The sequence below is a fragment of the Arthrospiribacter ruber genome (assembly GCF_019343195.1).
Taxonomy (GTDB): Bacteria; Bacteroidota; Bacteroidia; order Cytophagales; family Cyclobacteriaceae; genus Arthrospiribacter; species Arthrospiribacter ruber.
Window position 1 is genome coordinate 93,056 of sequence record NZ_RPHB01000001.1, and the last position, 24,377, is coordinate 117,432.

Here is a 24,377-nt window from a genome sequence, read left to right on the forward strand (position 1 = left end):
TTTTTAATATTTAAGAATAAACTCCTGTAGGTTTTCATGTCTTTCCAACTGGATTTTTTTCCTCAGTCTGTAGCGGGCTATTTCCACTCCTCTGGTCGAAATATTCATCAGATAAGCAATTTCTTTGGAGGAAAGGTTCATCCTGAGGTAAGCGCTCAGTTTGATCTCCTGTGGGCTAAGGTCCGGATACCTTTTTTTGAACCTGGACATAAAATCCCCATGAACCTGATCAAAGTGTATTTCGAACTGCTCCCATTCCTTATCACCTTTGATGTTTTTTTCTATGCTGTGGATGACTTTCTGGATTTCATTCTTGACTTCCTGATTTTTACTTTTTTTGATGATGGATGTCAAATGGGTCCTGGTATGATCTATAAATCCGTTTTTGTTGATCAGGTGCATGGTGGCTGAGGCCAGCTCCTTGTTTTTATTTTTGATCTCAAATTCCAACTTCTCGGTTTTCAACCTTTCGATTTCCATTTGAGAAGCTACCAGGACAGACTCTTTTTCCTTGAGTTGACGCGTCTGCTCGGCTGTTATCTTTTTTGTTTTTTTCTGGTATCTCTTTTCTATGGTTTTATAGATAAAATATAGGGCCACCATAGTTAGGATAAAGTAAATGAAATATGCCAATGTGGACCTGTACCAAGGAGGCATTACCTCAAACTCAAAAATGGCTTCCTGTCCTTCATTTCCAAAAAGGTCACGGCTTATAACATGGAATGTGTACTTGCCTTCCCTTAGGTTGGTATAGGACTTGTCTTTGCGGACTGTCCACTCTCCGTAGCCCTCTTCAAATCCTTCCAGCCAATATTGAAACTCAAGATCGTTTTCCTGATTGGGCACTGGATTGGCCACTTCAAACCTCAGATCAGCTAATTCATATTTCAATTTCAACTGAACATTCCTACTTTGATGGTGATTGTTCATCAAAATGAGGGAGTCAGATGCCCCAGTTTGGTACACTGAGCGGATGATTGTAGGAAATCCAGGAAGAAATGCAGGGGAGTTTCTATCCAGTTTGAACCAAATGAATCCATCATTCCCGGCAAAGAGGGCTTCATTTCCCCTAAGAAGTGAGATGTTTTGAAGGTCATCATTGAGAAAAGGAAGTATTTTATTAAAAACTTGGTGCTTCTTTTGGAAACCACCACCTATCTGTTTTTCTAAAACTCCTACTTCCTGCTCTCCAATATAGAAAATATTGCCAAGCGGGTCTTCCAGTAAGCTGGTGATCAAAAAATCATCTCCAAAGTAAGGTCGGAAAAATTCATCTTTTTCAAACCTATCTTCTGCATGATTGTACACATAAATCCCATACTCAGTAGTAAAAAGCAGTCTGTCATTGATTTTCCATACGCTGATTAGAAGATTTGTGGGCAGACCCTTATCCACTCCGTAAAACTCGTAGCTGACCGACTGTAGATCTTCTGATAGTTGAAGCTTGTAAACACCTTTGTAGCCATGGGTCATCCAGATATTGCCCTTTTCGTCCTGTTGCATCAAACGGGAGGATTCATCAAAACCCTTGAGCTTGCGCAGAAACTCCACTTTCCCATCTCTGATTTCAAATAAAACCAGTCCTGTATAGGTGCCGCTGACAATCAGGTTTGGATGGTCTTTGAGGGGGAGGAAATTCCAAACCCCTTGGTAATCGGTGATTTTTCTTGCCCGCGTCCCATTGATTTCAAATGCTCCATCATTATGGGCTACCAAAATATGATTTTGGATGGAATTGATCTGATAGACCTGTCCGCTGGTGTTGCTGATCAGTTTTGATTCTCCTTTTTCATTTTGTGGAAGGTAGGATACCCCATTATTGGTACCAAAATAGATCATGTCATCTGCCACAAAAGCATCGTAACCTGTTCCTGATAAATTGGAAAACTGATCGATCAATCGGAATGGGAGGTTGAGCTCCAAAAGGGAAATCCCATTGCTATGTCCGATCCATAGATTACCTCTGATGTCTTCAAATTGACTCAGTACAGTATTATTGTGCAGTCCATGGCTTTTGTCCATGTGGAGGGTCAGTTCTCCAGCCTCTGTTATGATAAATATCCCGTCATTTTGAGTACCCAAAGCTATTTTTCCGTCTCTTAGCCTTAGAACATGATTGATGTTTTTGATCTCATTAAGATTGGAAGGAGCCCATTTTTTTATTTCCGCTTCATTGTAATGAAAAATACCTTTGTCTCTGGTGAATATTAGCCTTTCGTCTTTTCCGACTGCAGCAATGCCTGATACATAGGTGTTAGACAATTCTCCTTGATTTTTGAGCAGCTCCAAAGTTGAATTTTGAAGCCGTTTCAGCCCTATGCCTCTATCGTGGACAAGCAATTGATTGTTGTGTGAGAAAAAGCTTTCGAAGTGGGATTCCGCCTCAATGATGTTTTCTAGTTGAAGATCTGTCCTAAACACAAAGAGTTTGTTGAAGGTACAGAATATGATGGCATTATGCATCCTGAAGATTTTCCAGACTTCTTCAAGGTTCCTTTCATTTTCGGGAAGCGTTGGAATCAGCGATAGAAATTCTAGGTATCCTTTTTCTCCTGGAGCAAAATATCCAAACTCACCTTGACCGGCTGCAAATATCCTGTTTTGATCATCAATGACGATATCACGTATTTTGGTACTGTTGGGAAGTGAATACCTATTCCACTTTGTCCCGTCATATTCCAGCATCCCGAAATTGTTTGCTACATATATTAGCCCGGATTCATTTTGAGCGAACCCGTAGTTTTGGATTCCTCCGCTGTATTCCTGACTGGAAAAATATTTGTAAAAGGGCAGTCCTAACTCAATGCTTTGGGCCATTGAAGAGGTGTAGCAAAGGAAGAAATAAACTATTGATATTATTTTTTTCATCAGAAGCCTTGATATGAAAAAATGAAGGTAACAAAAATTTGTTGTAGTAGTGATTTTATCTGAATGTGTGTGTTTTTAAATTTCATGTAATCGATTTAATAGCTCTTTTAAGGCCATTTTTTAATTCATTTGTAGAGTTTTTGAGAAATTAGATTTTTGCTTTTGTAGTAGTATTGATGTATCCTGATTTTTTGTTTGCCTTTCATTTCTTTCCAGCTTGGCCCATCAATTTAATCCAAAATAAATGAAACATGTATTGAGTTTTTTGCTTGCATTTATTTGCTGCCATGCGCTTCATGCACAATCAGCAAGTGTGAGCGGAAAGGTTTTTGATGAGCAAGGAGTTCCTATCCCTGGTGTGAGTGTACTTAAAGTAGGCAGCACTACAGGAACCATCACGGATTTGGACGGAGAGTTTGAAATCAATGCCAATGAAGGTGATGAATTAAGGTTTAGTTATGTTGGTTTTCAGTCCAAAGTAATAAGGGCTGTACCCGGTGTGCCTGTTGAGATCAGGATGGAACCCGAACTTACCTCACTTGGAGAAGTAATCGTGGTAGGCTACGGTACTGCAACCAAAAAGGAACTTACTGGGGCTGTTTCACAAGTAAAAGGTGAAAGTATTACCAAAATGAACATGCCCCGTGTAGATCAGGCCCTTCAAGGTCAGATTGCCGGGGTGAACATAACTACCAATTCTGGTGCGCCCGGAGGAACCTCCAATATCAGGATCAGGGGGATAGGTACTTTTGGTGACAATGATCCTCTCATTCTCGTTGATGGTGTCATCTATGATGCAGCAGGCTTGAATGCACTTAATCCTAATGACATTGAATCAGTCAATGTGCTAAAGGATGGTACTGCAGGTATATATGGGGTGAGGGCAGCTAATGGTGTCATTCTCATCGAAACCAAAAAAGGTAAGCTCAATAGTAAGGCAAATGTCGACATGTCTGCGTATTACGGAGTCCAACAGACCGCCCGACAACTAGACCTTCTCAATGCGAGTCAATATGCTATTCTTAAAAATGAAGCTTTTGTAGCCGGTGGGCAACCTGCTCCTTTTTCCAATCCCAATCTTGGAGTAGGTACGGATTGGCAGAATGCTGTTTTTCAGGAAGCTCCTATTCAGGAATATAACCTTACTGTAACGGGAGGATCGGAAAAAACTTCCTACTCTATAGGAGGATCTTACTTTGCCCAAGAGGGAATAGTCGGAGGTCCGAAGGCGAGTTTTGAGAGATACAATGCAAGAATCAACTTCACTACTGAGCTGGCTCCAAAAGTCAGACTGACCAATGTATTGCTTTACACGCATGAGCAAAGCAGTGGGATCGCACAGGGAGGAATAGGTTCGGTTTTGTTCAATGCCGTCAATGCTTATCCTACAGAGCCGATTTTTATCGGTGACAGATACTCTTACCTCGATAGGGTCAATGATATCATCAACCCTGTGGCCCAGCTGGAAAATACTTTCAATGAAACCTTTGTCAATAAGCTTGTAGGCAAGGAAGAGATCACTTATGATATCAATCCGCACTTCAGTCTGACAGGACGTGCAGGGTACAATTTTGCCTTGGTAGATTCCAAGGTCTTCAACCCCTTGGTGTGGTATGGCACAGGGAAATTTGCCAATACGGCCCGCAATGCCAATCTAGATCCTGTAATCATCAATATTGGAGAACTTGAAATCGAGAGAGGTGCCTCTGTGAATGAGTCCAGAAATACCTTCTTGGACTATAATTTTGAAGCATTTCTTAATTACAACAAGGTATTCAAAGAAGACCATAGGGTGAGGGGAATGGTCGGTGTTTCCTATCTGGGCAATAGAAGCCTGGGCTTAAACGGTACCGGTTTCAATATTCCAAACAATGATTTTGAACTTGCCGATATTTCTGCCAATCAGGCTCCAGGAGGATTTCTTAATAATGTGGGGTCATTTCAGGCAAGACAGAGGCTGACTTCAGTGTTTTTGAGAGGAGAATACGATTTTCAGGGCAAATACCTTTTCTCCGCTATAATGAGGAGAGATGGCTCTACCAATTTCGGCCCCAATAACAGGATCGGATATTTCCCGGCTGTTTCCGGTGCTTGGTTGATTTCTGAAGAGTCTTTTTTCAATGTTGATTTTATAGATTTTTTCAAACTGAGAACCAGCTTTGGTATTTCCGGAAATGACCAGATCGGACTTTTCAGGTACAGAGGGCTCCTCAACGGTTTGGGAAGGTATGTATTTGACGGCCTGATTGTAAATGGAGCTGCAATTGGCACTACTTCCAATCCAGACCTCAAATGGGAAACAACCTATCAAACCAATATAGGCCTGGATTTTACGCTCTTTAGAAAAATTGATTTCACCGCCAATTACTTTATCAAAGATACCAGAGATCTGTTGTTTCAACCGGAAGTGTCTGCCCTTTTGGGTTCATATGGAGCAGGTGGTGCCCCTCCGGTAGTCAATGCCGGAAACGTGACCAACAGAGGAATTGAGCTGGAAGTTGGCTATGCTTCCCAAAGGTCAAGAGGTGTCAACTTCCGGGTTGATTATAATGTGACCTTTCTTAGAAATGAGGTGACCAGGGTGCCTGAAGGCTTTGAATTTATACCGGGAGCCGGATTTGGAGTAGGAGGCAATATCGTAACAAGATTTGAAAAGGGATTTCCGATCGGATACTTTGTAGGTTACCAGACGGATGGGATTTTCCAAAACCAAGAAGAAGTAGCCAGTAACCCGGTAAGTCAATCCGGTGCCAGACCAGGTGACCTTCGGTATGTTGACCAAAATGGGGACGGAGTGATCAGCTTCGGAAATGACAATGACAGGACTTTTGTAGGCTCGCCGATTCCTGATTTTATCATGGGACTCAATTTTGGGGTAGATTTCAAAGGCTTTGATTTTTCTGCCAATATCTATGCAGCATTAGGTCAGGATATCATCAGAAACTATGAGAGACAGCAGCCATTTGCCAATCAGTTGGCTTATAACTTGGACAGGTGGACTGGCCCGGGAACATCCACTACAGTTCCCAGACTGACTACAGGGCAGACCAGAAATACAGTGTTCTCAGACTTTTATGTGGAAGATGGTTCTTTTGCGAGGTTGAGAAATGTGCAGGTGGGCTACACCCTTCCCCAATCTCTAACGGGCAAATTAAAGATTCAATACGCGCGCTTCTATGTAGCGGCCAACAACCTGGTCACTTTGACCAATTACATGGGATTCGATCCTGATGTGGGCGCAGCCAACCCTCTTTTTGCAGGGGTAGACAATGGGATTTATCCCCAAGCAAGAACCATAATGGGAGGTGTCAATTTTAGATTCTAAGGAAATGAAAAAAATATTTACAACACTACTGATTTGTGCGGGTCTGATGTCCTCATGCGATAGTTTGCTGGACATAGATCCTGAGTTTACACAAGATGCTGAAAACTTCTTCAATACTGAAGAGGACTTTCAAAGGGCATTGATAGGGGCATATGACCTGATGCAAACTGCCTACCTACAGATTTTCATCGGTGAAATTGCCTCAGACAATTCCATAGCCGGTGGAGAAAGTGTGACCGACACTCAAGGCCTCCATGAAATAGACAACATGACCCATGGCGGAGTAAATGCTGAGCTGAGGGATGTGATGCGTTTCAATTATACGGGAATAGCAAGGGTAAATTACATTTTTGAATTTCAGGATAAACTCGATTTTCAGGGGAAAAATCAGTTGCTCGCCCAAGCCCATTTTTTAAGGGCATACTATTACTTCACTTTGGTGACTTACTTTGGCGACATGCCTTTGATCGTGGATAGAAGGATTTCTTTAAGTGAAATCTCAAGATCTGAAAGAACACCGAAAGAGCAAATCTATGCTCAGATTGAAAGTGATCTGGCTATCGCCATAGAAGTTTTGCCTTGGGTGCAGCCCGAAGTAGGAAGGATTACCAAAGGGGCAAGCATGGCACTCTTAGGTAAGGTTTTGCTTTATCAGGAGAAGTTTTCGGAAGCCGCTTCGGTTTTGGATGAGCTGATCAATACCAATCAGGCAGGTTATGGTCTGTTCGCAGATTACTCTACCATGTTTTATGTAATCAATGAAAATGTAAATGAGGATGTATTTACCATTCAATATTCCGGACAGCAGGGTGGAGATTATGGATGCTACGTATGTCTCCAGGGAAATCTGGCGGTAGGTTTCCATGGCATCAGGCAGTACAATGGGCCTTTTTATGGAGATGGGAACAGCTACAATTTACCAACCCGGAACTTATATGATGCTTTTAGCCCAAATGATCCAAGACGTGAAGCGACTTTGCTGGATATAGATGCTTTTATCGCTTCCCTTCCCAATTCGGGTAACATTACCTATGCCAGAGGTGGAGGTGGACACACAGGATTTTACAATAATAAATACATAAAAAGACTTGATGAGAGAGGTCTGCCTGATGATGACCTTACAAGTCCATTAAACTACAGGGCCATTCGCTATGCAGATGTGCTTTTGATGGCTGCTGAAGCATTTGCAAGGACAGGCAATGATGGTCGTGCCAGAACCGAGCTGAATAAAGTGAGGGAAAGGGTAGGTATGCCTGCTATTAATAGTTCAGGACAAGCACTGGTCGAGGATATTCTTCAAGAAAGAAGATTGGAGTTGTCAGGAGAAGGATACAGGTTTTTTGACCTGGTCCGCACTGGCAAGGCAGCAGAAAACATTCAAGGTTTTCAGGTGGGGAAGCACGAGCTATTCCCTATTCCGCAAGTTGAGATTGACTTGGCAGGTGGCAATTGGAGACAAAACCCAGGATATTAATTAACCAAATAAATTAAAATGAAAAATTACAGATTTTATTTAATGATTTTGCTGTCCTTTTTATTTGTGGCAGCATGCGTCGAGGATACCAACCTTGAGGACGCACCGCCGACTTCGGAAGATGCCAGGTTTACCTTTTCGCCAAGCTCGGAAAGTGACAATGTGATCAATTTCACAGCTGACAAGGAATTTTTCTTAATGCAATGGGATTTAGGAAATGGTTCTACAGCAGAGGGTAGAACTGCGCAAGGAAGGTATCCGAATGCTGGTACTTACACTGTAAAACTGACCGTTTTTAATAACAATGGAAGTGCGGAATTTTCGCAGGATATAGTAATTGCGCAGGATGATCCAAGCCTACTTGATAGTCCTACAATTTCATTCCTTACTGGGGGTCTTTCACAGGTAGATGGTAAAACCTGGGTAGTAGATGCCAACAGAGACGGGCACTTCGGTGTTGGGCCTAATCCTTCCTCAGATGCTGGTGATTTCCCTGAGTGGTATGCAGCTAGGGCTTTGGAAAAGGAGGGTAGCGGTATGTATACAGATGAATATACTTTCAAGCTGGAAAATTCCAGGTTTGTTATGGAAACCAATGGGTTGGTTTACCTAAATGTAGAGCAGGGAGGGAATTTTCCAGACGCTTTTGATCCTGGCGTAGGTGACCTTTCCGCCCCATATACTGCACCCGATAATCTTACATGGACACTTCAGGAAGAAGATGGCGGGTATCCTGTATTGACTATTTCAGAAGGAGGTTTCCTAGGTTATTTTGCTGGAACAAGGACTTACCAAATTATCAACATTGAAGAAAACGAGTTGTTTGTAAGGTTTGTAGACGGAGCCAATGAAGAGCTGGCTTGGTATGTAAGATTGGTTCCAAAAGGAATGGAAGGCGAGGCTCCTGAGCCAGAAGAGCCGGAAACTGGAGATGTGAACTTTACATTAAGCGATTTAGTTGGTGAAGGTGCCAAAACGTGGAAGTTAAAGCCTGCTGCAGGAGCATTCGGTGTGGGTCCAAGACCAATGAGCGATGAGTTTTTTCCTAATGGTCAAGATATCTCCGAGGAACGTGAATGTTTGTTCAATGATTTGTTTATCTTCTCCTCTGATGGAGAATTTGAATATGATGCTCAGGGAGATATTTTCGGTGAGTTCTACATGGGGCTTGAATCCGAAGGTTGCCAGCCTGAGTCCAATCTTGATGGGACTCCTGGTGCAGCTTGGGCTTCAGGTACACATGGCTTTGAATTTACTGCTGGTTCTGCTAATACCAACCCTAAAATCACTGTGACAGGTACCGGGGCATTCATTGTATTGCCAAAAGCATTCAATGGTGGAGAATATACCCAAGGTCCTCCCAATAACAACGCATCCGTTACTTACACTGTAGCGGATTACGATGAAGAAACAAAAGAGTTGACTTTGGTGATTGATATTACTGATAGTGGATCCGTTTGGTGGACATTCGTCTTGGTGCCAAACGAATAAAAATGATCATTCTAATGAGTAAATTTAAAATTATGGTTTTATTTCTCCTGACTGCTTGGATTGGCCAATCCTGCAGTCAGGAAGAAGTGGACCAAAAAGTCTTATTGCCTTCCAATCTCAATGTAGAATTGGAGCAGACTGAATCGGGACGTGTTACTGTATCTTTTCAGGCAGAAAATGTGAATTTCTTTCGGGTGGATTTTGGCGTAGGAAATGATGGGCCGCAAAGAGTTACGGGCAATCAGGCAAGTTTTACCTATCGTGACCCCGGAGAATATGTAATCACCGTCCAAGCCCATACCACTGAAGAGGATTTTATATCTGAATCAGTTTCAGTGACTATAGCAGATCAAATCGCTGGAGGTCTGATTCCTGAAGAGGGATTTATAAGTCCTGAGGAGTATTCTGGATACAGCTTGGTATGGAGGGATGAGTTTGAAGGAGATGCCTTATCTTCGGATTGGGTGCATGAATTGGGTGATGGCTGTCCCAACTTGTGCGGATGGGGCAATAATGAGTCCCAGTTTTATAGAAGGGAAAACACAACCGTAAGAGACGGTTACCTGATCATTGAAGCGAAGGAAGAGAGGTTTGGAGGAAAAGAGTACACTTCTTCCAGAATCAAAACCCAAGATCAGCAATCTTTTACTTACGGAAGAATTGACATCAGGGCTTTGCTACCCAAGGGGCAAGGAATATGGCCTGCACTTTGGATGTTGGGTGACAATATCACAGAAGTAAGCTGGCCTGCATGTGGAGAAATAGATATAATGGAAATGATCGGTGGTAGTCAGTCCGGCAGAGATGATACGGTACACGGAACAGTACACTGGGACAATAATGGCAGCTATGCAAACTTTGGTGGAAGTAAGACTTTGACGGATGGAATTTTCAACGATAAGTTTTATGTTTTTTCCATCATTTGGGATGCAGAGAAAATCGTATGGTTGCTGGACAATGTTCCTTACCACGAGATTGATATTCGCCCTCAATCGTTGGACGAATTTAGAAGACCGTTTTTCTTCTTATTCAATGTAGCGGTAGGTGGAAACTGGCCCGGATACCCAAATGCTTCGACACGCTTTCCACAGCGTATGGTGGTGGATTACGTGAGGGTCTTTCAGGCAGATTGATCTCTTGCCTTCTTTTCATAAAAAAAATCCCGGTGCAATTTGCCACTGGGATTTTTTATAGTATCTCATTGAGTGATGATTTGATTTTTTTCAGGACCTCAGCATTTTTTGGGCTGTCTGTGATGATTTCAAGAATCTTAGGTTTGATGGATTTTTTGAAAAAATCCCTTAACCCTTCTTCCAAGGTGAGCTCATCTGTCGCTTTGAAATACCCGAATCCATATTCATTTGCCAAATAGGAAGCCTCTAAGGCCTGTTTTGTCTCAAAGTACTCTTCCAGCTCAGGTTGTTTGGAAGGGCCTTCTATCAGTCTGAAAATCCCGCCTGCATGGTTGTTCAACAAGATAATCCGCAAGTTGGGCATGGCGTAATTGTGCCAAAAAGCATTTCTGTCATAGAAAAATGCCATGTCTCCGGTGATGAGGACTACAGGGTCTTTGGTCGTGAAAGTACATCCTACAGCTGTGCTATTGCTGCCATCAATGCCGCTGGTGCCTCTATTGCAAATGATCTCCTGTGGACGCTTTCCCAAGAAGTTCACGTACCTCACAGCCATGCTGTTGGCCAGGTGTAACTTTGCGTGATGGGGGATAAAATTGAGACATGAGGATATGGCCTTATATTCTCCAAAAGCTGCACTCGAAACCAAAGGCGGAAGATGTGCGCTTACTTTTTGGTCCAATTCTGACCAGGCTGCTACAAAATCACGGTCTGATTGTAGAAATCCTTTGATGTTTTCCAGAAAATCTAAGGGATTGCAAGGAATGATTTTACCCAATTTCTGAAAAGTATCAGGCGTATATCCTCCTGGCTGAATGTGCCAATGTTGGGCATTTGATTTTCTTAAAAAGAGTTTCAGTCCTTTTGAAATGATGGATTTTCCAAAAGTAATGATCAGATCAGGCTCCAATTGGTCTTTGAACTTTTCAGCTGAAATAAAATGATCATGAAAATTGACTGATACATCAGACTGAAAGTTGGAAATGGTATCCGTGATGATGACTGCATTTTTTGAAGAAGCGATTTCATTTAAAAGATCGGCCAATTTTTTATCCGGCCTTTGTTGGCCTGGAATTATGACCACCCTTTTAAAATTCGCCAGTCTTTCTTTGAATTTTTCCTTGGTTTCATCTGCAAAGGTGCTAAGCGTCTTTACCCCGCTTGTTACATTCACTTCTCTGTCAAATTCGAATGACTCCCCCTTTTCAGGATAGAAAGGTTCCCTTAAGGGTACATTGAGGTGAACAGGACCTTGAGGGAATTGCATGGCAGACAAGATGGCTTCATTGCAGATCCGGTGTCCATGCCAGATTTTATCATGATGACCGAATTCATCCGGAAAGTTGTACGAGGCTTTGACATGTTGGCCGTAAATATTAGTCTGCCTAATGGTCTGCCCGTCCCATTGGTCTATCCACTCGGGAGGTCTATCAGCCGTGATGATGATCAGTGGTATCTGTTGAAAAAAGGCTTCTGCTACCGCCGGAGCATAATTGTAAGCTGCGGAACCTGAAGTGCATACCAATACAACGGGTCTGTTTGACTGCTGAGCCATGCCCAAAGCTATAAAGGCTGCGCTTCTTTCGTCGGAAATGGTTCGGGCATGTACCTTAGGATGCCTTACAAAAGCCAGAGAAATGGGTGCACATCTCGACCCCGGAGATAATATCACATCTGTAATTCCTTGTTTTACACAAATGGAAACGAGGTCAGCTATAGGTTGTAAAGGCATAGGTTTAATTAAGGTGCTTTCCTATGATGTCACACTTCATTTCGGTTTCTTCCCATTCTTTTTCAGGATCTGAATCTTCCGTAACTCCTGCTCCAGCATATAAAATGGCCAGTTCACTGGTGAGTCTTGCCGTTCTTAAGTTGACATAAATGGATGTTTCTTCTTCTACGTTTACAGGGCCTATAAATCCCGCAAACAAAGAGCGGTCAAAGCTTTCGTGCTTGCTGAGAAATTCAAAGGCTTCTTTTCTGGGCATCCCACAAACCGCAGAGGTAGGATGAAGCAGACCCAGCATCACTGATCCTAACTGAGGGAAATTGGTTGCTTCCATGTCAACTTTAAAATCCGACCTCAGGTGAAGCAGATTTCCGGCAAGTACCGTTTTGGGTCCATGTTCGTCATATTCCCTCAGTCTGATTTTTTTGAAACAATCCACAATATACCTGCTGACTAATGCCTGTTCTTCGATTTCTTTTTGTGTCCAAGCTGCGTTTTTCAAAGGATTTTCTCCCTGGGCTTTTTGTGTTCCGGCAAGGGACATGGTGTAAAATTCATTTCCTCTTGTCCGGATCAATATTTCAGGGGAAGCTCCAATCCAGGTGCCTACTTTCGGTATATGGAAGAAGTTAATAAAAGCATTAGGATAAGCGTCTATCAGTTTTTTGATCACCGATACAAGATCGAAGTTTTGGGGAAGTTGTTTTTTCTTTATCCTTGCCGGTACGATTTTATTCAATTCTCCATTTTGAATGGCTTCAATTCCCAATTTGACAAGATTTATGAACTCCTGTTTTGAGCATTCCTCTGAAGTTTTACTTTGAACCGAGGCATTTTCACTGACAAAACTTGCTTTGATCTGAAAATTACCATTTGCTTTCTCAAACAGCTGTGAGAGAGGTTCGAGGTATTGGGATTGCTCTGAAATGGATCTTTGAAGATCAATTTTGAAATAACTGTCGGCCTCTATAAAAAAGCCTTTTTCATCCTTCTGATCTTCAAAGGGATGAGCTATAAAACCAGGCTTAAGCTCTTCCAAATGGTGTATGTCCACTCTTTTGGTTGTACTGGATTTATCTATCAGGATTTCCAGAAAATTACCGTTGGGTTTTCTCCATACTGCAATTTGAAAGTCTTGCTCCAAGCTGAATGCAATCAGGCTGGAGAGGTATTGTTCAAGACTGGTTATTTTTTGTTCTGTTAAAGTCTGTATCTTCATTTTCGGTCAATCACGGCCATGGTAATTCTGCTGATGCAGCTCAACTTTCCTTCTTCTGTATAAATTTTAATTTCCCATACCTGGGTTTTTTTACCAAGATGAATAGGTTTGGTAATGCCTTTTACCCTTCCTTCTTTTACCGAAGCAAGGTGATTGGCATTGATCTCCAAGCCTACGCAATATTGGGTGGTCTTGTTTACAGTAAGCGTAGCGGCAACACTTCCCAGTGTTTCTGCCAGCACCACATTAGCCCCTCCATGTAACAGTCCCAAAGGTTGTTTGGTTCTGGAATCTACAGGCATGGTAGCCTCAAGATAATCCTCTCCTATGGTAGTGAACCGGATGTCCAAAAATTCTGTCATCGTGTTTTTGCCCCATTTATTCAGTTCATCTACAGTAAGGTTTGGAGGAAATATCATGGATTACGGGATAAAAGTTTTTTCTTTGAAGTCTGAAGCAAAAATAAGTAAAGTTGGTAACTAAAAAAATCTACCTTATCCGACACGGTCAGACCGATTACAATCTGAAAGGAGTGGTGCAGGGAAGTGGTATAGATGCACCTTTAAATCAAAATGGAAGAGATCAGGCCCGGGCATTTTTTGAGGCTTACAAGGAGGTGCCTTTTGAAAAAATATTTTACACTGGCTTGCAGCGTACCAAGCAATCTGTCGAAGGTTTTCTGAATTTGGGACTTCCACATGAGGGTGTGCCTGACCTCAACGAGATCAGTTGGGGGAAATATGAAGGGCTTCCGATGACTCCAGAGGAAAATCAATATTATCTCCATATGTTGGAAAGGTGGTCATCAGGAGACCTCGAGTATGCCATTGAAGGTGGTGAAAGCCCTATAATTGTAGCCAAGCGGCTGAGGAGAGGGATCAATTACATTTTATCACAACCTGAGAAATTGGTGTTGGTTTGTATGCATGGAAGGGCAATGAGAGTCTTGTTGAGCGTGCTTTTGGGGTATGATCTTCGGTATATGGATGTTTTCAGACACCAAAATTTGGGCCTTTACTTACTTCACCAAAGGGCAGAAGGGAGCTTTTGGCTGGAAAAATACAATTGTGGGGCTCATTTCAATCAGCAGAAATAGCTTTTCCCTGCTTGGATCTGGCTTTTACTTTTTGGTTTTTCTCCTCAAAAGAGGCCAACAGATTTTCATACATTGCTTTGGATTGGTCAAGATTTACAATCTTAAGCGCCACTTCGTTAAGGGAAACAATCCGCTCTCTGTTGAGCCTGATAAACATATCTCCCAACTGGCATTCATCGATATTGCCATAAGGAACTTGGACAAGAATGGCAGCATCTGAATTTCCGGTATAGGCCTTTGTTTTGAAAATAGACATTAGGCTCAGCTCAATATACTCAGGACTGGTTTTTAGCTCCTTCAGTTCAGATTTGTCAAAAATAATCAAAAAGGTTTTTTCAGCTGGATCTTTGGCAAATCCAGTTTGGAACACAAGAATGAGTAATATCGTGGAAATAAGCAACTTCATATCCGAAAACTATGCATTATTAACGGCAATATCAATACTAAGTTTAAATACCCAAGATTGTTCTGAAAAAAGAAAAGGAGTTTAAAGCTCCTTCTCTATATTATCGTCATCTTCCGAATTGTATTCAATTAATTCTGCTTCTTCCTCTTCCTCAGTATCAGTACTGTGAGTTTGGTTGGCAGCTCGACTTTCTTCCCGTCTTTCCTGTTCTGCTTTCACTTCACTCAATGGCTTGAGATGAGACGGTGGAGGTGGTAACAATTCTTCATCGTCATGCTCATAAGGAAAGACTTCTACTATCGGACTTTCCACAATATCAGGAACTCTGAATGTTACCAACATATTACTCAGGCTTTCGTGGATCCTGTCGTAAGCTTCCTTGACATCGTGAGCAGTGACAAGCATGTATTGGGTCACCTTCTTTTCCTTGCCACTATCGGCATCTGCTACTACATAAGTGATCTTACATTTATGCCAAATATCAATATCCTCGTATGGAAATACATCCACGAAATTACTTTTACTGATATTCGTGACCTGGAAGTCGCCCCTAATAGTCGATCCCAGCATATCATATATTCTTGCCTCTGCTTCTGTAAATGACACAGCATCTACCAAGTATTGTTCAGAGACATTTTTGAGCAAACCCTGCTCATTTTCCTTGGCATATTTTACCTTACACAAAAACCAAATTCTCATTCTACTGTATTTACTATTTGAGGTAGCGAAGGTAAGAGATATCCCCTTAAGCCACAATGAAAATTAAGCATTTAGAATTCTTTTAAAATTCCCTTATCTTATCCGGGAATATCAATTTATGTGGGAAAAAATAATTTATAGCTTTCCGATACAGCTTTTGCTGCTGCACTTAAGGAAAAACCTTTTGTTAGTAACTCTTTGGGTTTTATTGGCTTTGATCATCTTTCAGCATTCGGGCTCTGTTCTTGGGATTCCGTATCTCTTTTTGGACCCTGAATACCTAAATTTGGTTTCTTGGCAAAGCTTCTTTTTGGTAGGGGTTGCTTTGGCCGTATTTACCATGGCTTTCCATATGACCACTTATATCCTTGATGGTGCCAAGTTTAGGTTTTTGGCGGTAATTCCCAGGCCATTTATCCAGTTTTGTATCAATAATGGTCTGATCCCATTGGTGTTTTACATTTGTTACATTTATGCCATTATCAATTTTCAGTTGGATAATGAGCATGAGTCCAATTGGACAGTAGTACATTACCTGTTGGGTTTTGCTGGGGGAAGTACACTGACTTTCGCCTTTTTGTTTATTTACTTCAGATTTACCAATAAGGATTTCTTTGTTCTTTTTGCTGGTAATGTTGAAAAAAGGCTCAGAAAGACGAAAATTTCCAGGGCCAATATGCTCAAGCGGATAAAAGAGTCCAAAAAAGCCACAAACAAGGTTGTTGATTATCTGGATTTGAGGCTAAGGTTCCGGATGGTAAGGAGTGACTTGTCTGCTTTTGAAGGCAGGCAGCTATTGCGTGTTTTTGATCAGAATCACCTCAATATGGTGGTAATCCAGACTGCATTGATAAGCTTGATTTTTATCTTGGGTTTTTTCAGAGAAATACCTCTCTTGCAATTGCCTGCTGCTGCTAGCTTCATGCTTCTTTTGTCCATTCTGACCATGTTGGTTGGTGCAGTGGTTTTTTGGCTGCGGGAGTGGGCTACGCCCGTCGCTATAGCCGGTATTGTGTTGTTCAATCTTTTTTCCAATTCGGATTTCCTTAACAGGCCTCATACTGCTTTTGGAATGGATTACGAAGGAGATCTTGCATCATACAAGCTGGAAACCATCAATGCCACTCTTCTTTCAGACAATATTGAAGAAGATAAGGCAAATACCATCAAAACTTTGGAAAACTGGAGGGCAAAATTTCCAGCAGATAAAAAGCCCAAAATGGTTTTTGTAACCACAAGTGGAGGAGGGCAGAGGGCTGCTCTCTGGACACTAAAGGTACTTCAGGAAGCGGAATTTGTTTCCAATGGGCAGTTGACAAAGCATACACAGCTGATCACAGGTGCTTCTGGAGGGATCATTGGAGCGGCTTTCTATAGAGAACTGTATCTGCAAAGCCAATCTGACGCATCTTTGCACCCCAAAGACGATCGCTTCCTGGACCAGATTTCTTCTGACAACCTGAACCCAATCATTTTCACACTTCTCGTCAACGACCTTCTGATCAGAAGCCAATATTTTACTTACAATAACCGAAAGTATTTGAAAGATAGAGGGTTTTCTTTCGAGCAACAGCTTAATATCAATACCAATAAAGTATTGGATAAGCCTTTGTCAGCGTATTTAGAACCGGAAAGGGAATCAAAAATCCCAATGCTGCTGATTACTCCCTTAATTACAAATGATGGAAGAAAGCTGTACATTTCACCAAAGCCAATTTCCTACATGGGCATTTCTCCGACTAAGTCGGAAGGCTGGGATGAAAAAAGCCAAGGGGTGGATTTTCAGCGGTTTTTTTATGCCCAGGATGCACAAGGACTCCGGTTCATATCCGCCTTGAGGATGGGAGCCACATTTCCTTTTATCACACCCAATATACAACTACCTTCCAGTCCAAGGATGGAAGTGATGGACTCGGGATTGTCGGATAATTTTGGGATTCAGGATGCTCTGAAATTTATACATGTATTTCAGGATTGGATTTCGGAAAATACCTCAGGCGTATTATTGTTGACCATAAGGGATTCTGAAAAATTTTCCGAAATAGAAGGTAAGCAGGCACTTACGGTGATGCAGAAGTTGTTTACCCCACTCAAAAATATTTATATCAATTGGGATAATGTGCAGACGTTGCACAATGAGGTCCTATTTACGAGGATGAAAGAAACCGTTGGTTTCCCCATGGATAGAATTGAGTTTGAGTATTCCACGCTCCAATATTTGAAGGAAAGAGGACTGGCCGATCAGGAAGGAGTCTTCAACCCTGAAACCCAAGAAATCCTGCGAGCCTCTCTCAATTGGCGACTGACCGCAAGGGAGAAGAAGTCCGTCATTGACAATATCCATTCTCCCTACAACCAAAGGTCACTCCTAAGGCTGAAAAATTATACTTTTCTGGAGTGAAATTAATCGTGGATTTCTACTTCTTCTTCAAATTTTTCCAAGGCAGCAGGTTTGCCTACTACATATACCACATCTCCGAGTTTGAGTTTTTCCTCACCTGTTATTTCTGAAATGGTCCTGCTTCCTCTCTTGATGGCTACAATGTTTACCCCGAGCATTTCACGGATCCCAGCGTCTTTGAGCGGCACATTGATGATGCTTCCAAAGTCTCTTTCCACTTTGACTCCGATAAAATTGATGGCAGGGAGATCAAACTTTACCTTGCTGGCAGTGCTTTCACTTCCAAGCCTAAACATTTCGTAATTATGTGAGCGCACTTCCTCCGTAAATTCCTCAATGTCATGTCTTGGGATCAGGTATTTTGTCAATACCCTGTTGAATATTTCAATGGAAGTTTCAAATTCCTCAGGAACCACTTCATTTGCTCCAAGTTTGTGGTTTTCTTCCATTTCATTGACATACCTCGTTCGCACAATGATGTAAGGATTTTGGGTCATGTGACGTATGGCCGAGATAATCCTTTTTGTAGCTTCTGCGTCGGAAATGGCTATTACAGCAACTCTGGCCTTATTTATATTGACGTGCTCGAGTACGGATTCATTGGCAGCATCTCCATACATGATAGGCTCGCCCTTCATACCTTCTTCCTTCACAGTCACTGGATTCATTTCAATGATGGAATAAGGAATCTGTGCAGACTTTGCCGCTCTGGACAGGTTTCTCCCGTTGAGCCCATAGCCTATGATTACCAAATGGTCTTTCAGCTCCTTTTCGATCAATGAAGGATCAGAAGTGTTTGTCCGTGATTTGGACAGTCTTTTTTTCAGTTTTGCCGGCAAAGGAATGACAAGAAGCTTCCTTGTCAAATCTTCTCTGGCTTTTAGTACAAATGGAGTAATAGCCATAGAAAGAATGGATATAGCCAGGAAATACTGGTAAGTCTCAGCATCCAAGAGGTCATACCTTAGTCCTTCCTTTGCCAATAAGAGGGAAAATTCACCGATCTGGAATATAGAGAAGCCCACAATGAAAGCATCTTTTGTCTTCTGGCCAATGGCAGAAACTGCGGCTACGATGGTTCCGAATTTTACGATAAATGTCAGAATGGTCAGGCCCAAAATGACCAGGATATGGTTGAAAAGGAATGTGATATCAAACAACATACCTACCGACACGAAGAAGAAACTAAGAAATACTTCCCTGAATGGGAGGATTTTCCCTGTTGCATGATGGCTATAGTCTGATTCGGAAATGATAAGACCGGCCAAAAATGCCCCCAAACCTAGGGAAAGTCCCAATAGACTGGTGAGGTAGGCCACTGCAAAACAGATCACAATTATAGAAAGCAGGAACAGTTCTTCATTTCTTGTTTTGGCTATCCTGAAGAGCAAATTCGGGATCAGGTACTTGGCACTTAGCAATGTCAGAATTACCACCCCGGTGCCCTTTGCGGCCATGAGAAACAACGAAAGCGCTACATTGTCCGATTCACCTGCCAGCATAGGAGTGAACAACATCAATGGGACAATCACAATGTCCTGAAAAATCAGGATGGCTAAGGTTGTTCTGCCTGAGATGGTATTCATTTGTCCACCTTCCTGCAATAGTTTCAGGACTATCGCAGTACTGGAAAGAGAAAACAAAAAGCCAATAAAGACGGCTACTTCCCAATCGAATCCCAGGAAATAGGAAATAAAGGTCGTAAATAATATGGTGAGAAACACCTGTAAAGCACCACCCACAAATACAGCCTTCTTGATGGCCATGAGGCTTTTTAGGGAAAACTCCATCCCAATTACAAAAAGCAAAAGGATCACGCCAATCTCTGACAGCACTTCTACAGTAGTGGAAGTGTTGACTACTGAAAGTCCATAAGGTCCTGCGAGCGCCCCGGTAAACAAGAATCCTATAATAGTTGGGATTTTGAATCTCATAAAGACCAAAATCACCAAAGTGGCCAGACCGAAAATCAGTACTATATCGGACAGCATTGGGATTTCCATTGCTGCCAAAACAAACTCAAGCATATAAAATCCGCTAATTACAAATTGAAAACAGCCTTAAAAGTACAATTTAATATTTTAAAAAAGTATCAGTAAGCCAATCCCAGTTTTTTATAGATGAAGTGCATCAGCCAAGCAGGGCCTATCATCAAAAACTGCAGGTCTTTAAGAAAAGATGGTTTTTTGCCTTCTATTTTATGCCCATAAAACTGAAAAACCCAGGCCAGCACAAAAACAAAAATGCTGACTGCCCATAAGGGAATGGGGGAAATCAAGTGAATGAGATTGGCCAGCGCCAGGCAAATTGCAGAGAAGAAAAACATACCTAAAGCCAATGGAGGGGAAAGGGAGACATAATAGAACAAAACCACAATGAGAACCAGGGTGGCCCAATTCGCAAAATTGCCTAAAAACGGAAGCAGACTTTGCAATTGTCCTGAAGGTATGCTGAACACGAGGCCGACTATGCTGAAAAAGATAGCAGGAACACAAATCCAATGTATGGTCTTGTTTGTCTCATTCTGATGGCTGAGACCATATTCGTGAAGCAAAGTATCTATCTTTCTCATGGCTATTGGAGCTTTTTGTTGGATTATCAGGATGAATTTAATAAATAGGCTTCAAATTATCTTTAAAAATTAGTCCGAATGTTGAGTTTTTGGGAGTCCAGAAGTTTTTTGGAATATGACCTGATTGTCATAGGAGGTGGAATTGTAGGTCTTTCTACGGCCATACAGTTTAAAAAGAACAATCCTTATGCGAGTGTTTTGGTTTTGGAAAGAGGGATTTTCCCCAGCGGAGCCAGCACTAGAAATGCCGGATTTGCCTGCTTTGGAAGTCTTACGGAAATCATTGACGACATGAATACTTTGACAGTACAGGAAGTCAAAGACCTTATTGAAAAGCGCTATAAAGGACTATTATTCATAAGATCAATCTTTGGTGATGAGGGGCTGGGCTATCAGGACAATGGAGGTTATGAACTGATTACCGCTAAAGAACAAAAATGCATTGAAAAAATTGAATACATCAACACCCTGCTGTACCCTGTGTTTGGCAGAGATGTTTTTACCTTGGAAGAAGTCCCTGGACGTTTTGGTTTTTCTCCAGAAGTAGTTGCTGTAGTGTCCAACCCATTGGAAGGTGAATTGGATTCCGGTAAATTTCTTAATCAGCTTTGGGAAACCTGTCAGTTGTTTAAAATAAAAATCCTGACCGGTTCAGAAGTGATGGAGTTGGATGATGAAAACAATACAGTGTTTGTAAACTCTCCAGTTTATCGGAGTAAAGTCCAATTCAAAGGGTCGAAAATTGCAGTCTGTACCAATGCTTTCACCTCCAAAATAGTGAAGGGGAAAGATATTCAGCCGGGAAGGGGTATGATAATGGTATCAGCACCGTTAAAAAAAACAATTCCATGGAATGGAGCTTTTCATTATGACAAAGGATATGTGTATTTCAGAAATATTGAAAATAGGTTATTGATCGGAGGAGGTAGAAATCTGGATTTTGAAGTGGAAAATACTTGGGATCACGGAATCAATCCCAAACTTAAAACCTATCTTTTGGATCTTGTGGAGAGGATAATATTGCCAGGTGAAACATTGGAAGTAGATATGGAGTGGTCAGGTATCATGGCATTTGGGCCCACCAAACAACCGGTCGTAGAACTGTTGACCAAAGATCTGGGTGTTGCTGTCCGATTAGGAGGGATGGGAGTAGCCATTGGCTGGCAAACAGCATCTGAACTCGTAAACCTACTGGAAGGGCAATGATTTTATAAAAATTTCTTAATTTCAAATTTCCAAAATTTTCAAATCTTGTAAATGGCAGTTAGTCGAAAAGAACCCTCAGTATTGGAAGCCCTTTTTCCAATACTGTTTTTAATAGCCCTCCTGGTCGTTAATATTTTTATTTTTGGCACAGATGGACTGGAAGGTTCCAACCAAATGGTACTGGTGGTTTCATCAGGGGTTGCGGGTTTGGTCGCGATTTTCAGGCTCAAAATCAAATGGGAAGAGCTTCAGGATGGTATCGTAAATTCCATTAGCTCTGCCATGTCCAGTATACTGATCTTATTGCTGATAGGAGCATTGGCCGGAACCTGGTTGCTTAGTGGTATAGTTCCTGCTATGATATATTACGGCCTTCAGATTTTGAATCCCACTATTTTTTTGATAGCAGCTTGTATTGTAAGTGCGATAGTATCTATTGCCACAGGAAGTAGCTGGACAACAGTAGCGACAGTAGGCGTGGCATTGCTGGGGATTGGAAAAGCTCTTGGCTTTGGGGAAGGCATTATAGCTGGAGCGGTTCTATCAGGAGCCTATTTCGGAGATAAAATGTCTCCTTTGTCTGATACAACCAACCTTGCCCCTGCTATGGCAGGAACTGATCTTTTTACGCATATCCGTCACATGACCAAGACCACGGTACCTTCGATTTTGATCACCTTGATCATTTTTGGTGTAATCGGATTTACTTCAGGAGCAGAAGGTTCTGTAGATCAGGTAAAGGATATTTCAGCTGTGATTCTGGAACAGTTTAACATCAATGGATGGTTGTTTATAGTACCTGTGTTGGTCATATTGATGATAGTCAAAAAAGTGCCTGCAGTACCGGCTTTATTGGCGGGAGCTTTATTGGGAGGCTTATTTGCGGTAATATTTCAGCCCGGAATCATTCAGACCATCGCCAATGAAGAAAATGTTTCCTTCCTGTATATGTCTTACAAAGCGGTAATGAAAGCACTCTATGGCGAAATTAGTATAGTAACCAGCAACGAAGTAGTAAATGAACTGCTTGTAACAGGAGGTATGGCCGGAATGTTGAATACCATCTGGCTGATCATTTGTGCAATGATTTTTGGTGGGATAATGGAAGAAAGTGGGATGTTGCGGGTATTGGCGGAAGCCATTATCGAAAAGGTTCACAGCATTGGATCTTTGATCGCATCCACAGCAGCTACGTGTGTGTTTTTCAATGTGACTACCTCAGATCAATACCTGGCTATCTTGGTTCCGGGAAGAATGTATGCTGACATATATAAAAAGAGGGGACTAAAGGGTGAAAACCTCAGCCGCACCCTTGAAGATAGTGCCACAGTAACTTCGGTTTTGATTCCCTGGAATACCTGTGGGGCCACTCAAGCTTCAGTTTTGGGAGTGGCAACCCTGACTTACGCACCTTATTGTTTCTTTAATATTATATCACCCTTTATGACCATTCTATTCGGCTATTTGAAGCTTGGTATCAATTATTATTCTAAAGAAGAAATGGAAGAAATCAAAAATGAACTGGCAGTATGATTCCAAAGAAAATCAGTAAAGAAGAAGTAAACGAACTTCCTTTGGGCCAGTTTGAAGGGGAAATCATTTTAGTAGAGTCTGAAGAACAAATAGAGGAGGCAGCATCAGAACTAGGTAATAATACGCTGATAGGTTTTGATACAGAGACGCGGCCTTCATTCAGAAAAGGAGTACAATATCAGGTTTCTTTATTGCAGCTGGCTACATCTGAAGTAGCCTACCTATTCAGGTTGCATCAGTTAGGACTCCCAAAACAGATTAAATCCATTTTGGAAAATCAGAACATTGTAAAGATCGGTGCTGCTGTTTTAGATGATTTGAGAGGTTTGAAAAAGATTTCACCTGGATTCCATCCCAAAAGTTTTTTTGACCTGAATGAAGAATTGAAAAAGGTGGGCTTTCACAATGTAGGTGTAAGAAACCTATCAGCAATGGTAATGGAAATCAGGATTTCTAAGTCTGAACAGGTCTCCAACTGGGAAGCTCCTGAGCTAACGGATAAGCAGATGGTTTATGCAGCTACTGATGCCTGGGTTTGCCTCGAAATTTACAAGAAGCTCCAATACCAAGGCTATTTGGATGATCTTTTCAATAAATGATCAGTTTATGATTTCTATTTGCCCTAGGGCTTGTAGGAGGTCAAACTTTTCTCTCACCTGATTGTAATCATTTTCGCGTACTTCAAGATGGAAAGTGCACTTCAGCTCCATCACCTGTTGGGATACGTTGAGATCAAATTCTTTAATGATGCGCATCACCTCGTTCATTTCTGAATAATCTACAGTAAGAGCCAAAGACCGGTACACAATTTTCTCCAGAATCGAGGCGTTGCTGATGGCATCAGAAGCAGCGGCTTTGTATGCAGTAATCAGGCCTCCCACACCGAGTTTGGTACCTCCAAAATACCTTACCACTACTATCAGAACATCCGTAAGATTGGCAGAACGGATTTGTCCAAGGATAGGGTCTCCGGCGGAATGGTTAGGTTCCCCATCGTCATTGCTTCTGAATACCTCCATATCTTTGCCCAGCATATAAGCATAACAATGGTGCCTGGCATCATAATATTTTTTTCTGAGCTCTTCCAGGCTATCCTTGATTTGGTCTTCAGTAGATACCGGAAAGGCAAATGCCAAAAACTTGCTCCCTTTCTCCTTATAAAAGCCCTCAGATGGTGTTGATATGGTCAAGTATGTATCTTTCAAAATATTATAGTTTCTTAAGC

Annotated in this window: 18 protein-coding genes; 9 read left to right on the top strand and 9 right to left on the bottom strand. The window is 41.8% G+C overall.

The annotated features are described in order from the left end of the window. Positions 1-3: 3 nt before the first annotated feature. Positions 4-2,868: a helix-turn-helix and ligand-binding sensor domain-containing protein gene (locus tag EGN73_RS00410; RefSeq protein ID WP_246611400.1), complete on the bottom strand. Its 2,865-nt coding sequence runs from the start codon at positions 2,866-2,868 to the stop codon at positions 4-6. A 244-nt stretch (positions 2,869-3,112) separates the two neighbouring features. On the opposite strand from EGN73_RS00410, the gene EGN73_RS00415 reads away from it, so the two are divergent. The 4 genes from EGN73_RS00415 to EGN73_RS00430 are packed head-to-tail and all read left to right on the top strand — an operon-like array spanning position 3,113 to position 10,291. Beyond that, a complete protein-coding gene (locus EGN73_RS00415) occupies positions 3,113-6,193 on the top strand; it encodes a SusC/RagA family TonB-linked outer membrane protein (protein ID WP_219286065.1) in 3,081 nt (1,026 codons plus the stop codon). 4 nt (positions 6,194-6,197) lie between these two features. Then, the gene (locus EGN73_RS00420; RefSeq protein ID WP_219286066.1) at positions 6,198-7,667 is read left to right on the top strand and encodes a RagB/SusD family nutrient uptake outer membrane protein; all 1,470 of its coding nucleotides are present in this window, start codon (positions 6,198-6,200) and stop codon (positions 7,665-7,667) included. An 18-nt stretch (positions 7,668-7,685) separates the two neighbouring features. Further along, positions 7,686-9,158 (top strand): PKD domain-containing protein, encoded by a 1,473-nt coding sequence (locus tag EGN73_RS00425; protein WP_219286067.1) that lies wholly within the window; start codon positions 7,686-7,688, stop codon positions 9,156-9,158. 14 nt (positions 9,159-9,172) lie between these two features. Continuing rightward, on the top strand, positions 9,173-10,291 hold the full coding sequence (locus tag EGN73_RS00430) for a glycoside hydrolase family 16 protein (protein ID WP_246611401.1): 1,119 nt from the start codon (positions 9,173-9,175) through the stop codon (positions 10,289-10,291). Between the two features lie 55 nt (positions 10,292-10,346). Here EGN73_RS00430 and menD read toward each other — a convergent pair whose 3' ends face one another. Genes menD through EGN73_RS00445 form a run of 3 tightly spaced genes read right to left on the bottom strand, consistent with a single transcriptional unit; the run spans position 10,347 to position 13,658 of the window. Next, a complete protein-coding gene (gene menD, locus EGN73_RS00435) occupies positions 10,347-12,023 on the bottom strand; it encodes a 2-succinyl-5-enolpyruvyl-6-hydroxy-3-cyclohexene-1-carboxylic-acid synthase (protein WP_219286069.1) in 1,677 nt (558 codons plus the stop codon). Between the two features lie 4 nt (positions 12,024-12,027). Continuing rightward, positions 12,028-13,239: a chorismate-binding protein gene (locus EGN73_RS00440; RefSeq protein WP_219286070.1), complete on the bottom strand. Its 1,212-nt coding sequence runs from the start codon at positions 13,237-13,239 to the stop codon at positions 12,028-12,030. Beyond that, positions 13,236-13,658, bottom strand: coding sequence for a hotdog fold thioesterase (locus EGN73_RS00445; RefSeq protein WP_219286071.1), 423 nt, complete (start codon positions 13,656-13,658; stop codon positions 13,236-13,238). The genes EGN73_RS00440 and EGN73_RS00445 overlap by 4 nt, the downstream gene beginning before the upstream one ends. A 53-nt stretch (positions 13,659-13,711) precedes the next feature. On the opposite strand from EGN73_RS00445, the gene EGN73_RS00450 reads away from it, so the two are divergent. Further along, positions 13,712-14,335 carry a histidine phosphatase family protein gene (locus EGN73_RS00450; RefSeq protein ID WP_219286072.1) on the top strand — a complete coding sequence of 208 codons (624 nt, stop codon included), beginning with the start codon at positions 13,712-13,714 and terminating at the stop codon, positions 14,333-14,335. Here EGN73_RS00450 and EGN73_RS00455 read toward each other — a convergent pair. Both EGN73_RS00455 and EGN73_RS00460 read right to left on the bottom strand, forming a co-directional pair. Continuing rightward, positions 14,319-14,741, bottom strand: a complete 423-nt coding sequence (locus EGN73_RS00455) for a hypothetical protein (protein ID WP_219286073.1) — start codon at positions 14,739-14,741, stop codon at positions 14,319-14,321. The two genes, EGN73_RS00450 and EGN73_RS00455, sit on opposite strands and share 17 nt — an antisense overlap. Before the next feature lie 81 nt (positions 14,742-14,822). Further along, entirely contained in the window at positions 14,823-15,440 is a 618-nt protein-coding gene (locus EGN73_RS00460; protein WP_219286074.1) for a DUF4494 domain-containing protein, read from the bottom strand. 118 nt (positions 15,441-15,558) lie between these two features. Between EGN73_RS00460 and EGN73_RS00465 the strand changes: the two genes are divergently transcribed. Continuing rightward, positions 15,559-17,841, top strand: coding sequence for a patatin-like phospholipase family protein (locus EGN73_RS00465; RefSeq protein WP_219286075.1), 2,283 nt, complete (start codon positions 15,559-15,561; stop codon positions 17,839-17,841). Positions 17,842-17,843: 2 nt separating this feature from the next. Here EGN73_RS00465 and EGN73_RS00470 read toward each other — a convergent pair whose 3' ends face one another. Together EGN73_RS00470 and EGN73_RS00475 are read right to left on the bottom strand one after the other, a co-directional pair. After that, positions 17,844-19,868 (bottom strand): monovalent cation:proton antiporter family protein, encoded by a 2,025-nt coding sequence (locus tag EGN73_RS00470; protein ID WP_219286076.1) that lies wholly within the window; start codon positions 19,866-19,868, stop codon positions 17,844-17,846. Positions 19,869-19,933: 65 nt separating this feature from the next. Further along, positions 19,934-20,413, bottom strand: coding sequence for an Mpo1 family 2-hydroxy fatty acid dioxygenase (locus EGN73_RS00475; RefSeq protein WP_219286077.1), 480 nt, complete (start codon positions 20,411-20,413; stop codon positions 19,934-19,936). A gap of 78 nt (positions 20,414-20,491) precedes the next feature. On the opposite strand from EGN73_RS00475, the gene EGN73_RS00480 reads away from it, so the two are divergent. From EGN73_RS00480 to EGN73_RS00490, 3 genes are read left to right on the top strand one after another with little or no spacing between them, the layout of a single operon-like run. Then, positions 20,492-21,619 (top strand): NAD(P)/FAD-dependent oxidoreductase, encoded by a 1,128-nt coding sequence (locus EGN73_RS00480; protein ID WP_219286078.1) that lies wholly within the window; start codon positions 20,492-20,494, stop codon positions 21,617-21,619. 51 nt (positions 21,620-21,670) lie between these two features. Next, positions 21,671-23,152, top strand: a complete 1,482-nt coding sequence (nhaC, locus tag EGN73_RS00485; protein WP_219286079.1) for a Na+/H+ antiporter NhaC — start codon at positions 21,671-21,673, stop codon at positions 23,150-23,152. After that, positions 23,149-23,751 carry a 3'-5' exonuclease gene (locus EGN73_RS00490; protein WP_219286080.1) on the top strand — a complete coding sequence of 201 codons (603 nt, stop codon included), beginning with the start codon at positions 23,149-23,151 and terminating at the stop codon, positions 23,749-23,751. The genes nhaC and EGN73_RS00490 overlap by 4 nt, the downstream gene beginning before the upstream one ends. Here the strand turns inward: EGN73_RS00490 and EGN73_RS00495 are convergent, their stop codons facing one another. Further along, positions 23,752-24,357, bottom strand: a complete 606-nt coding sequence (locus EGN73_RS00495; protein ID WP_219286081.1) for an IMPACT family protein — start codon at positions 24,355-24,357, stop codon at positions 23,752-23,754. Between the last annotated feature and the right edge of the window lie 20 nt (positions 24,358-24,377).

Bases quoted from the DNA above. Each gene is read 5' to 3' on its own strand.
- EGN73_RS00490 (WP_219286080.1), top strand. From the start codon at position 23,149: ATGATTCCAAAGAAAATCAGTAAAGAAGAAGTAAACGAACTTCCTTTG.
- EGN73_RS00460 (WP_219286074.1), bottom strand. From the start codon at position 15,440: ATGAGAATTTGGTTTTTGTGTAAGGTAAAATATGCCAAGGAAAATGAG.
- EGN73_RS00430 (WP_246611401.1), top strand. From the start codon at position 9,173: ATGAGTAAATTTAAAATTATGGTTTTATTTCTCCTGACTGCTTGGATT.
- EGN73_RS00415 (WP_219286065.1), top strand. From the start codon at position 3,113: ATGAAACATGTATTGAGTTTTTTGCTTGCATTTATTTGCTGCCATGCG.
- nhaC (WP_219286079.1), top strand. From the start codon at position 21,671: ATGGCAGTTAGTCGAAAAGAACCCTCAGTATTGGAAGCCCTTTTTCCA.
- EGN73_RS00480 (WP_219286078.1), top strand. From the start codon at position 20,492: ATGTTGAGTTTTTGGGAGTCCAGAAGTTTTTTGGAATATGACCTGATT.
- EGN73_RS00425 (WP_219286067.1), top strand. From the start codon at position 7,686: ATGAAAAATTACAGATTTTATTTAATGATTTTGCTGTCCTTTTTATTT.
- EGN73_RS00440 (WP_219286070.1), bottom strand. From the start codon at position 13,239: ATGAAGATACAGACTTTAACAGAACAAAAAATAACCAGTCTTGAACAA.
- EGN73_RS00475 (WP_219286077.1), bottom strand. From the start codon at position 20,413: ATGAGAAAGATAGATACTTTGCTTCACGAATATGGTCTCAGCCATCAG.
- EGN73_RS00420 (WP_219286066.1), top strand. From the start codon at position 6,198: ATGAAAAAAATATTTACAACACTACTGATTTGTGCGGGTCTGATGTCC.
- EGN73_RS00410 (WP_246611400.1), bottom strand. From the start codon at position 2,868: ATGAAAAAAATAATATCAATAGTTTATTTCTTCCTTTGCTACACCTCT.
- EGN73_RS00470 (WP_219286076.1), bottom strand. From the start codon at position 19,868: ATGCTTGAGTTTGTTTTGGCAGCAATGGAAATCCCAATGCTGTCCGAT.
- menD (WP_219286069.1), bottom strand. From the start codon at position 12,023: ATGCCTTTACAACCTATAGCTGACCTCGTTTCCATTTGTGTAAAACAA.
- EGN73_RS00465 (WP_219286075.1), top strand. From the start codon at position 15,559: ATGTGGGAAAAAATAATTTATAGCTTTCCGATACAGCTTTTGCTGCTG.
- EGN73_RS00445 (WP_219286071.1), bottom strand. From the start codon at position 13,658: ATGATATTTCCTCCAAACCTTACTGTAGATGAACTGAATAAATGGGGC.
- EGN73_RS00455 (WP_219286073.1), bottom strand. From the start codon at position 14,741: ATGAAGTTGCTTATTTCCACGATATTACTCATTCTTGTGTTCCAAACT.